This is a genomic window from Planctomycetota bacterium (assembly GCA_035384565.1).
GTDB lineage: Bacteria > Planctomycetota > PUPC01 > DSUN01 > DSUN01 > DAOOIT01.
This window is the reverse complement of sequence record DAOOIT010000034.1, coordinates 56094-67567: the sequence shown is the minus strand read 5'-3', so window position 1 is coordinate 67567 and position 11474 is coordinate 56094. Positions and strand designations below refer to the sequence as shown.

At 69.2% G+C, this 11474-nt stretch carries 8 protein-coding genes; all 8 read right to left on the bottom strand.

From position 1 onward, the window contains the following. Nucleotides 1-965 precede the first annotated feature (965 nt). Nucleotides 966-1949, bottom strand: coding sequence for a riboflavin biosynthesis protein RibF (gene ribF, locus PLE19_13850; GenBank protein ID HPD16032.1), 984 nt, complete (start codon nt 1947-1949; stop codon nt 966-968). Nucleotides 1950-2049: 100 nt separating this feature from the next. Further along, the gene (locus tag PLE19_13845; protein HPD16031.1) at nt 2050-2913 is read right to left on the bottom strand and encodes a LysM peptidoglycan-binding domain-containing protein; all 864 of its coding nucleotides are present in this window, start codon (nt 2911-2913) and stop codon (nt 2050-2052) included. Nucleotides 2914-3182: 269 nt separating this feature from the next. Beyond that, nucleotides 3183-6476 carry a protein translocase subunit SecD gene (secD, locus tag PLE19_13840; protein HPD16030.1) on the bottom strand — a complete coding sequence of 1098 codons (3294 nt, stop codon included), beginning with the start codon at nt 6474-6476 and terminating at the stop codon, nt 3183-3185. Nucleotides 6477-6567: 91 nt separating this feature from the next. Beyond that, complete coding sequence (gene yajC, locus PLE19_13835; protein ID HPD16029.1) at nt 6568-6936, bottom strand: preprotein translocase subunit YajC; 369 nt, start codon at nt 6934-6936, stop codon at nt 6568-6570. Further along, nucleotides 6933-8042 (bottom strand): tRNA guanosine(34) transglycosylase Tgt, encoded by a 1110-nt coding sequence (tgt, locus tag PLE19_13830; GenBank protein HPD16028.1) that lies wholly within the window; start codon nt 8040-8042, stop codon nt 6933-6935. The genes yajC and tgt overlap by 4 nt, the downstream gene beginning before the upstream one ends. A gap of 20 nt (nt 8043-8062) precedes the next feature. Next, the gene (locus PLE19_13825; protein ID HPD16027.1) at nt 8063-9277 is read right to left on the bottom strand and encodes a SpoIID/LytB domain-containing protein; all 1215 of its coding nucleotides are present in this window, start codon (nt 9275-9277) and stop codon (nt 8063-8065) included. 34 nt (nt 9278-9311) lie between these two features. Then, nucleotides 9312-9926, bottom strand: coding sequence for an epoxyqueuosine reductase QueH (locus tag PLE19_13820; protein ID HPD16026.1), 615 nt, complete (start codon nt 9924-9926; stop codon nt 9312-9314). Further along, nucleotides 9913-11370 (bottom strand): DNA-directed RNA polymerase subunit alpha C-terminal domain-containing protein, encoded by a 1458-nt coding sequence (locus PLE19_13815; GenBank protein ID HPD16025.1) that lies wholly within the window; start codon nt 11368-11370, stop codon nt 9913-9915. Before PLE19_13815 ends, PLE19_13820 begins: the two co-directional genes overlap by 14 nt. Nucleotides 11371-11474 lie beyond the last annotated feature (104 nt).

The window sequence follows — 11474 nt, the reverse complement described above, 5'->3', positions numbered from 1 at the left end:
GCGTGGGGATGAGGGGGTAGCAAATCATGCTCGCCCCTACGCTCCGCGTGGGGGCGGAGGTTCGGACGCTCCAGCGTCCAACCCCAACCTCCCGCGGGTTCGGAACCCGCGGGAGGTTTCCGACTCCCGTGTCCTGTTTCCCCGGAAGGCGAAGAGGCCGCGGAGCGGCCAAGAGGCCCGTCCCCACGCAGAGCGTAGGGACGAGAAGAGGGAGCCGAGCGTAGGGACGAGAAGGAGGAGCAGGGCGTGGGGATGAGGGGGTAGCAAATCATGCTCGCCCCTACGCTCCGCGTGGGGGCGGAGGTTCGGACGCTCCAGCGTCCAACCCCAACCTCCCGCGGGTTCGGAACCCGCGGGAGGTTTCCGACTCCCGTGTCCTGTTTCCCCGGAAGGCGAAGAGGCCGCGGAGCGGCCAAGAGGCCCGTCCCCACGCCGAGCGTAGGGACGAGAAAAGGGGAGCAGGGCGTAGGGACGAGAAGGAGGAGCAGAGCGTGGGGACGAGGGAAACGTATTGGAACGTTCGGGAGGGGAGACTCGGGGCGACTCGCGGGTCGGTTCCAGGCGCAGTCTGTGCCCTGGCGAAGGCCAAAGTTCACATGGCAACCGCCTCTGTGGCGAGCGGCTGGCGGGCGCAGCCTGCGCATGGTGTATCAACCCTGTGAGAAGGAAAGTGATACAGCATGGGTGGACTGGCGAGAATGGGCGATTCTCGCAGTTCCGGTCATACTGGTTCATCTACGCGATGAGCAAGCATGGAATGGGCATGGCCGGAGAGCTTAAGGCTTTGGGGCATAGAGGGTTACGGAGATGGCGCCCGCTGGAGCTGCCCCCCGTTCCACGCGGTGAGAGGAACGGGCAGAGCTCGGGCGCCTCGGTGGCGAGTGAGGGCAGGGCCGGAGCCATGCTCTCGCTCGACATGGCATCGCCCGGGGGTGGAATGCCCGCGGGTGGTTGGGTGCGGGCGGTCAGTTGGCGTGGCCAGGGTTCAGCGCCTGGCGGCAGGCGGCGATCGCGGCCTCGCGGTCGGCGTGCATCTGTGCGACGAGGGCCTCGGGAGTGGGGAAGCGCACGTCGTCGCGAAGGCGCCGAATGAAGCGGACCTCGATGTCGCGGCCGTAGAGGTCCGCCTGGACGCCGATGAGGTGGACCTCGATGGCGGTGTCGGCGTCGTCGCGGGCGAAGGTGGGCCGGCGGCCGACGTAGGTGAGCGAGGGCAGGGGCGAGGCGTCGAGGAACGCGAGGGTGGCGTAGATGCCGTCGGGCGGGATGGCCTCGTGATGCAGGTCGAGGTTGGCGGTGGGGAACCCGAGCTGGCGGCCGCGGCGGTCGCCGCGCACCACGGTGCCCAGCAGCGAGAAGGGGCGCCCCAGCATGGCCTCGGCCCGCGCGAGGTCGCCGGAGGCAATGGCCTGGCGGATGGCCGTGCTCGAGATGACCTGGCCCTGGTAAAGCACAGGGGCCGGCGAGCGAACCGAGAGCAGCCCCCGGGCCTCGAAATGCCGAAGGAGTTCCAGGTTGCCCTCGGCGCCACGGCCAAAGGTCGAGTCGAGCCCGAAGACGATATGCCGTGTGCCGAGCCAGCCCAGGAGCAGGTCACGGAGGAACTGCTCGGCGGGCATCTGGGCCACGGCGCTGTCGAAGGGCAGCACCACGGCGAGGTCGAGGCCGCGACGCCCGAGGAGCGCGAGCCGGTGTTCCAGTGAGGTGATGCACAGAGCGCCCTCGGGCCCGATGACGGCCTTGGGCAGGGGGTCGAAGGTCAGGACCACCGAATGGCCGCCGAGGTCGGCTGCCCACGAGACCGTTTCATCCAGGATGCGCTGGTGCCCCCTGTGAACGCCGTCGAAGGCTCCCAATGTAACCACGGGTGCGACGAGCGGAGGGAGGGGGGCGTAGAGGCCGCGAACGATGTTCATCGAGAGGGTCCGCAGGTCCCAGAGGGCCGACACTCACGATCATAGCGGGAGCGGCAGCGCGGGGCAAGTGGCCCCCAGCGCACCGCGACCCCGAGCGGTCGGGGTCGCAGTGCGGTAGCGAACGTGGCGGCGTTCACTGGGTGCTGGCGAGGGCGGGCAGGTCAATCACGGTGCCCGGACGCAGGCTGTCGGGCTTGGCGGGGTCGGGCAGCTTGGCGCGGTTGTGCTGGTAGAGGCTCTTCCACTTGCCGGGGTCACGGTAAATGACGCGGGCGATGGCCATGAAGGTGTCGCCCTTCTTCACGGTGTAGGTGCGGCCTGGGTTGCGCTCGGGCGTGGTGGGGGCGGGCCGGGAGGGGGCGTCGGGGGCCGGCTTGTCCGTGGTGGCCGGCTTGTCGGGGGTAGAGGGCTTGGGGGTGACCGTTTCCGTGGGGGCCGGAGCATCGGGCAAGGGGGGGATGACGACCTTCTGGCCCAGGCGGAGCACGGGTTGATTGCCGTTGGCCCGCTGGATGAGCTGCCACTTGCTGCCGTCCCGGTAGTACTTGGCCGCCAGCTTGGTGTAGGTGTCGCCCTTGACGACCGTGTGGGTGACAGCGGGCTTGGAGGCCGGCTTGGGTTCGCCAGCGGCCGCGGCGGGCGCAGGGCCTGGGGAGGCGGCCGGCGGGTCGGCTGGCGGTTCCTCGGCCCGCAGGGCGACCCGTTCGCTTGACGCGCTCGCCGGCCGATGGGTGACCGAAGCCCTGTCGGGCGGCACGTGGTTCATCATTGCCGGTTCGCCGGGGAAGGAAGAGGGGGTCTCGGCGGCCGAGGCGGCCGGTGCGGCCGCGTCAGCCGGGTCTGGGGCCTCGGACGCGGCTCCCTTCGCCTCCTCGGTGGCGGCCGGGGCGGGCGTGGCCAGCGTATCGCCTGGCTTGGGGCTGCGGCCCCAGATGACGACGACCAGCACCATGAGCGCCAGAATCACGATGAGGGCGATCTTGGCATCCTTGCGCACGCGCGGGCTCCTTTCCTGGGCTTCCGGCTGGGCCATGGCTGCACCTCGGCGGTCGGGGAGAGACCCTGTCGGGGAGAATGCGAACTACGGGGAGGGATACGTAACTTATAGCCGCTCAGGGAGCGATTGTCAAGAGCGGAATTCGATTTTTTTGTGGAATTTCGGGGCGGACCCGGGAGAGAGCCCTTGCTGGGACCGGCGGGGCCGGCCCCAGCAAGGACGGTGGTTCAGGTGGCAGGTGCGCGCGGCGGCGGGGGACCTGGCGGCCCTCAGCCACGGGCGAGCCGTTTCTCGGTCTGCTCCCGTCGGAAGATGAGGATGGGGCTGGCGATGAACACGGTGGAGTAGGTGCCCGCGAACATGCCGATCAGCAGGGTGAGAGCAAAGTCCTGAATCACGCCGCCGGCGAAGAACAGCAGCGACGCCACCGCCAGCACGGTGCTGAACGAGGTGATAATGGTGCGGCTCAGGGTCTCGTTGACGCTGCGGTCAATGAGGTCGGCGTCCACATCGCGCTTGCGCTCTTTGCGCAGGTTCTCACGGATGCGGTCGAAGATGACGATGGTGTCGTTGATCGAGTAGCCGATGATCGTGAGCAGGGCGGCGATGATGGTGATGCTGAACTTGCGGTCGAGGACGGCGAGCGCTCCCATCGTGAAGAGGACGTCGTGGACCAGGGCGAGGACGCCGGCGGCGCCGTACTTGATGCGCTCGAAGCGCACCCAGACGTAGGCGATGATGGCGAGGCAGGCCGCGACCACGCCCACGATGGCCCAGACGAGGAGCTCGCGCGCCACGGCCGGCCCGACCTTGGCCACGCGCGGGATGGGGTCGGAGAGGACGAAGGTCTGCGGGTCATCGGCGATGCGGCGCGAGAGCTGGTCCACGCGGTCCGTGGGCAGCACGATCTCGAAGCGGCTGACCTCGCCGTTGTCGTTGGCGGGGCCGGCTTTCGCGGTGGCGCCCAGCTCCCACGAGGCGAGCTTCGCCTGGAACAGGGCGGGGGCCAGGGGCTTCGCGAGGTTGAGGGCGAGCGTGGTGGCCTCGTCCGTCTCGCTCAGCGTGTCGAGGCCCACGGGCGCCAGGTCCTGCTTGAAGGTCTCGATGACCTGGGCCTCGAGGCTGACGGCGGCCGCTGCGCGCTCGATGCCCGAGCGCACGAGATTGCCGTCGGCCAGCGTGCTCTTGACGTGGAACTTGCGGTACTCGGCCTGGCCCTCTTCGGCGCCCGCGGGCTCCACGAGCACGTGCTCGTCCATGGCTCGCAGATGGCGCTGGAAGTCGCCGAGGTGGACCGGGCGGTCGAACTCGACGGGGGTCTCGCAGGGGTAGTGGACGTCGGCCTTGGTGACCTGGAAGGCGGCGAGAGCCTCGATGCTCAGGGCCTTGCGAAGGGCGGCGCGCAACTCGCGGGTCTCGAGAATCTTCGACGTGACCTTGAAGGTGGCGTGCCTGCCCTCGGCGTCGGGTTGGCCCGTGGGTTCCAGGGTGATGTCGCTGGGGAGGTTCTGGCGCGCGTCCTCGGGCTTCAGGGGCTTGGGCAGGGTGATGGCGGCCTCGATCGTGCCGCGGTCAATCGCCGGGTTCGAGGGGATGGTGGGCGGGAGGATGACTTCGGAGAGCGAGGGGATGCGCACCTCGAACTCGCGCGAGACGCGGCCGGCGAAGGTCCGGCCCGCCTGGGCGGCCGAGGCGATGCTCTGCACCTCGGCCATCTCGAACTCCTTGCCGACCTTCTTGAGCCGGGCGAGGATCTCCTCGGCGTCCATCTCCTTCGCGAAGACCACGTGGAGCATGGTGCCGCCGCGGAAATCAATGTCCCAGTTCTCCGCGCCGCGCGAGACGAAGACGGCCATGCCCCCCGCGATGAGGACGGCGGAGGCGGCCATGGCTTTGAAGCGCTTGTTCATGAAGCCGATGTTGGGGCGGCCGAAGATCTGCATCATGGGCAGGCGAGTGATCCAGCGGCGCCAGAGCAGGATGTCGAAGACGACCCGCCCCAGCACGACGGCGGTGAAGATGTTCACGAGCAGGCCGATGGTGAGGGTGAGGCCGAAACCCTTGATGGGGCCGGTGCCGACCCAGTAGAGGACGATGGCGGTGAGGATGGTGGTGAGGTTCGAGTCGAAGATCGTCCAGAACGCGCGGTCGAAGCCCTCGCGCACGGCCAGGCGCAGGGGCTTCTCCGCTGCTCCCGTCGTCTCTTCGCGGATGCGCTCGAAGATCAGCACGTTGGCGTCCACCGCCATGCCCACGGTGAGGGCCAGGCCGGCGATGCCGGGCAGGGTGAGCGTGGCGTCGAACAGGATGAGAATGGAGACGAGCATGAGCACGTTGAGGATGACCGCCATGTCGGCGATGAGGCCGGCCACGAGGTAGTAGACGGCCATGAAGGCGATGACGGCGCCGGCGCCGATGGCGCTGGCGAGCACGCCCTTGCTGATGAGGGCCGAGCCGAGCGAGGCGCCCACGGTGTTCTCGTGCTCGAGGCGCAGCGGCGCCGGCAGGCTGCCGGCCCGCAGCACGGTGCAGAGGGCCTCGGCCTCCTTGATCGTGAAGTCGCCCTCGATCACGGCATCGCCGAAGATTTTCGTGCGGATGACGGGCGCCGAGTAGCAGGTGCCCTTCTCGATGATCTGATCGCCCGAGCGTTGCGTGTTCAGGATGATGGCGAGTTGCTCGCCCACATTGTCGCCCGTCACCCGCGCAAACTCGCGTTCGCCTTGGGGCGTGAAGCTCAGGCCGACGCTGGGGCCCAGGCTGCGGCCGCTGCCCTCGGTGATGACGCGGGTGCTGGCGATGTTCTCGCCGGTCATCTCCGGCGTATCCTTGACCAGGATCTTGCGCTCGATGTACTTCTCTTCCTTGAGAGAGCGCAAGGGGTACTCGGTCCAGCCCGGCGGGGCCTTGCCGGTCTCGGTCCAGGTCTTGTAGGCTTCGGACTTCTCGGGAGCGACGAGCCGGAACTCCAGGTGGCCGATGTTCTGGATGATGCCCTTGAGGCTCTCGAGGGCGGCGGCCTCCTGGCCGGGGAGCTGCACGAGCAGGCGTTCGGCGCCCTGGGCCTGGATGCGCACCTCGCGCAGGCCGTAGGCGTCAATGCGGCGCTGGACGACGGCCTTGATCTCCTCGGCGGTGGCGCCGCCCGTGGCCTTCGGGTCGTGCAGGATGTGGTACAGCAGCTCGGTGCCGCCGCGGAGGTCGAGGCCCAGGTTCAGGCCGCGCGAGAGGATCTCGAGGGTGCGCTCGCGCACCTCGCGCCCGCCCACGGGCTCGAGCTTCTTCACGCTCACCTCACGCTCCATCTCGTAGTGGAACGGGCTGGTGAACCAGACGAGCCAGTTGGTCACCCGCGTCGAGAGCACCTGGCGGGCCTCCGGCTCCACGCGCCCGCGCTCGTCGTACGTGTCGTGCACCACGCGGATCGCGTACGGCGTGTCGCGGAATGGCAGGAAGACCAGGAACGAGAGGATCAGCACCACCAGCACCAGCGGCGCGCGCCACGTGAGGCTCTTCGACTCGCGGGGCAGGCTGTCCACCAGGTTCGTCCAGAACTTCGGCATGCGTCAGGTCTCCAGGCTTTGCTTTGTGGGCGGGAGGGCCTCATCCCGCGGAACGCTGCACAGGCCACCTGCTTGAAGAGGGGGCGCTCCCTCAGCTCTTGTCGGCCTCCTTGTCGCCCTCGTCGGACCCCGGCGTGACCACGCCGGCAATGGCCGACTTGCTGAGCGTGAGTTCGCAGTTGCTGTCCACCTTCACCTTCACCTCGCGGTCGCGCACCAGTGTCACCACGCCGTGGATGCCGCCGCGGGTGATCACCTTGTCGCCCTTGCGCAGGGCGGCCAGCATGTCCATGTGCTCGCGCTGGCGCTTGCGCTGGGGGCGGATCATCAGGAAGTAGAGGATGGCGAACATCACGCCGATGAAGAGCAAGCTCTGCATGAGCGGGTTGCCGCCGGGCGGCTGGGGCGCGGCCTGAGACACGATGGGTAGGGCGGGCCAGAGCGTGGGAAAGGGGTTCATGAACTCTCGGTGTCCTCCGGCTGCGAGGTGGCCTCGAGGAAGGCGCGCTTGAAGGCGGCCAGGCGTCCCTCGAGAATCGCCTGGCGGCAGCCACGCACCAGGCGCTGGTAGAAGGCCACGTTGTGCAGCGACGTGAGCACGGCGGCGGCAATCTCGCGCGCCTGGAACAGGTGGCGCAGGTAGCCGCGCGAGAAGCCGCGACAGGTCGCGCAGTCGCACGTCGCGTCGAGCGGGCGCGGGTCGTTGCGGTGGCGCAGGTTGCGCAGCCGCACGACGCCGCGGGCCGTGAAGGCGTGGCCGCTGCGGCCGTTGCGGGTCGGCAGCACGCAGTCGAAGAGGTCCACGCCCCGCTCGATGCACTCGATCAGGTTCATCGGCGTGCCCACCCCCATCAGATAGCGCGGCTTCGCGGCCGGGAGGCGCGGCACGGTGGCGTCGAGCACGCGGTACATCAGCTCGTCGCCCTCGCCCACGCTCACGCCGCCCACGGCGTAGCCGGGGAAATCCAGGTCCGCCAGCCGCTCGGCGCACTCGAGGCGCAAGTCCTCGAACACGCTGCCCTGCACGATGGCGAACAGGGCCTGGTCGGCGGGGCGCGCGTGGGCCCGCTGACAGCGCCTCGCCCAGGCCAGGGTGCGCCGCATGGCCAGCTCGGCCGCGTCGCGCTCGCACGGGTAGGGCACGCAATCGTCGAAGGCCATGATCACATCGGCCCCCAACGCGTTCTGGATCTCGGTGGCCCGCTCCGGCGTGAGCACGAGCCGCGCGCCATCAATGTGCGAGCGGAACTCGACGCCTTCCTCGGTCACCCGCCGCAGTTCGGCCAGCGAGAAGACCTGGAACCCGCCGCTGTCGGTCAGGATCGGGTGTGGCCAGGCCATGAAGCCGTGCAGCCCTCCGAGCCCCGCGACGACTTGCTCGCCGGGCCTCAGATGGAGGTGATACGCATTGCCAAGGAGCATCTGGACGCCGGCCGCCTCGAGCTGGCTCGGCAGCAGGGCCTTCACGGCGCCCTGGGTGCCCACGGGCATGAAGGCGGGGGTCTCCACTCGCCCGTGTGGGGTCTGGAGCCAGCCGGCGCGCGCGGCGCCAGAAGTCGCATCAATACCAAAGAACGCCCGCTGCGTCAAATGGAGCCTCGTGGCTCGTAGAGCCGTTGAAGCTGCGCGCCCGGATAGTAGTGACGCAGAATCTCGGCCGCCCCGAACCCCGCGTCGGCCATTCCCTTGGCGCCCCACTGGCACAGGCCCACGCCGTGGCCGAAGCCGTGGCCGGTGAACTCCAGGCTGGCGCCCAGGTCGCGCACCTCGAACCACACGCTGGGCAGCTTGCCCGGCCCCACGGCGAGGCGGAAGTCGCTGGCCAGCATCGTGACGCGCCGGTCGCCCGGGAGGCCCAGCGAGAGCTCCTTGGCCCGGCCCGATGGGGTGCGGCTGGCCACGGCGAGCGAGGCCAGGCGGGGCACGCTGTAGCCCTTCTCGGCGAGCGCCGAAGCGATCTCCGCCTTCGTGAACGTGCGCTTCCAGGCGAAGTGCTTCGAGTCCTTGCAGTACTGGCAGGGCACCGCCGACAGCGGCAGCAGGGGCGGCTCGGGGAACACGTCCTGCACGGCGCTGGTGTGGCCGCCGCAGGTCGAGTGGTAGTAGCAGCGGAAGAGCCTCATCTGGTAGAGGAGCGCCAGGCCCGCTGTGCGGTCCACGGCCGCCACGAGACGCGGGTCCTCCTTTTCCATGCCGAGGTAGTTCTGGTCCATCACGGTGGCGTAGAGGTCGAAGCGCCCCTCGCGCCGCTCGGCCATGCGCCAGAGGGCGTACGACCGGGCGATGATGGCCTGGGCCTCGAGCGTCGCGGCGGGCCAGGCGGGGAAGGTCTCGCCGGCGAGTACGCCATACAGGTAATCTTCGACGGGCAACACGTTCAGCAGGTCGAACTGGGCGGGCCCGGTGCGCAGGACGGCCAGGTCGCCGCGATAGCGGCGGCCGTTGAGCGTGAGCGCCGCGCGGCTCTGCACGCGGAGCAACACGGCGTCGTCGGGGAAATGCCGGTCGCCCGCGATGATGGCGGACGCGGTGATCCGCACGCTGCCGTTGGCGAGCGGGGGGCAGGTGGCGAGCACGGGCGGCGTGCCGCGCCGCCGCTCGCCCCACGGCTCCACGGTGTAGGGCGATGCGATGGAGACAGCGGCGCTCTCGATGCCCTCGGCCAGGAGCACACGGGCGGGCCGGGCGACGCCTGTGGAGGCGATGACTTCGGACGGGACGTGTACGGGGCCGGGCCGTCGGGTGCACGACGGCGCGAGGCACAGCGCGACCATGCCGCACGCGGCGGCGGCAGTGGCCACGGCTCGTCGAATCCTCGCACGCGCGCGGCGGCTTCTAGCCATGGCCAATTCGTCTCGACTCGGCCGTCGGGGAGGGGGACCCGCCGCGGTACAACTCGGCGGTTGTATCGCGGTAACGCTCGCATTCGCTGAAGATGCAGCCGCAGTACTGCTGGCGGTAGAGCTGAAGGTGGCGGGCGCGTTCGACGCCCGCATCGTGCAGGGCGCGGCGGTCGGTGTCGTCGAAGGTCGCGCCGAAGCGCCGAGCGGCAGCATGGCCCAGGCGGCACACGGCCTCTCGATCCTGGTGGGGGCTGACGAGGAGCGTGGTCGTGAAGCGGGGGAACCCCTTCTCCGCCGCGCAACGTGCGGCGGCCTCCAGCCGCAGGCCATAGCACACCGCGCAACGCTCCGGCCCCGAGTGCCTTCCCGCCAGGGCCTGGAGGAACTCCTCGAGCCCGTAGGCCTCGCAGGCGATCAGCGGCACCCGCTCGCGCTCGCAGAACACCTGGGTGGCCTTGAGCCGCTTGCGGAACTCGAGCAGCGGGTGGATGTTGGGGTTGTAGAAAAAGGCGGTGGGCACGGCTCCATCCCCGCGCAACGGATCCAGGATCGCGCAGAGGCAAGGGGCGCAGCAGGCGTGGACCAGAGTGGGCTCACTCGCCTTCATCGGGGGCTTCGTGCTCGCTATCCATCCTCACGAGCTCTTCCTCCGGCGCGATGTCATCGTCGTCCTCGTCCGCCTCTTCGGGCGCCGGCGTCTGCTTCAGGGTCAGACCGTACCGAGCCAGCTTCTCGTTGACTTCGTTGAGCGACGTGCGCCCGAAGTTCCTGCTCGCCAGAAGCTGCTCCGGCGTGTGATCGATGAGCTGGCCGAGGGTGGAGATGCCCAGGCGGTCCATGCACTTGCGGCTGCGCATGGAGAGGTTGAGGTCGGCGATGGGGATGGCCAGCACCGCCTCGTCGGCCCCCGCGGGCACGCCGGGCGCGGCAGCGCCTGCGGCCGAGGCCGCCAGCGGAGCGAGGAGTTCCTCGCGGCCCTCGCCCAGGCGCAGGCCGCGCGCCTGGAGGACCTCCTTGATCTCCTGGAGAGACGTTTCGCCGAAGTTCCTGGAGCCCAGGAGTTCCTCTTCCGTCAGGCGGCAGAGGTCGCCGAGGGTCTCGATGTCAATGCGTTGCAGGCAGTTGCGCACGCGCACGGAGAACTCGAAGTCGCTGATCGGAATGGCCATGAGCTTCTCACGCCGCTCGAGCTCGCGCTGGCGGTCCTCGTCATAGGTCATGTCGAGAGCCGCATGCGCGTCCTTCAGGAACATCCTTGCCCGCGGGTGGTTGGGGCAGGCGCGCAGGACCTGGCGGTAGCAGGGAATCGCCTTCTCGTACTCGCGGCGGTCCTCGTAGAGGACGCCGAGGTTGATGAGCGCATTGACGTAGACGGCCGGGGCCGCGGCCAGCGTGGTGTAGTGCTCGAGGGCGCGGTCGGCGTCGCCGCGAAGCGCCTCGATGGACCCGAGGCGGAAGGTCGCGGCCGCGCAGTTGGGGTCGAGAGACAGGGCCTTCTCATAGGCGGCGATAGCGTCCTCGTAGCGGCCCGTCAGATCCAGGCACAGCCCGAGCAGGTAGTGGGCCGTCGGGTCGTCGGGATTGGCGCGGACCAATGCCCGGGCGTTTGTGAGAGCCGCCTCGGGGCGGCCGCCCTTGGCCATGGCTTCGGCTTCGCCATAGGCCGCGAGACGCTTTGTGGCCGCCTTGGCGCGCTGGGCGCGCTCGAACGCCTCGACGGCCTTTGCAAAGTACCCGCTCTCGAGGTAGCACTGGCCCAGGAAGTAGTCCGCCTCGGGCGAGCCCGCCGCTGTGAGGCTGGCGATCGCCTCCTCCAGACGGCCCAACGCCCACAGGCCCACGCCGATGATGAGCGCGGCCTCTTCGCGGGCCAATGGCTTGCCGTCGGCCACCGGGTTCTCCATCAGCTCGATCACCAGCCCCTCGAGCCGGCGACGCTGGTCGAGCGACTGCCCCTGAGCCGGGCGCAGGAGCAGGTACTGCGCCACATCGCCCTTGCTGCCGAGGAGGAGTTGCTGGACATCGAGCACCTGCGTGCTGGTTTCGGCCATGCTTGGCTTGCCCCTTCGTTGGCGCACGTAAACAGCCGAGTGTCTCCAAACACCGTGCAGACCAATAATTATATGGATCAGGCCCCAGATTGCAAGGGAAACTT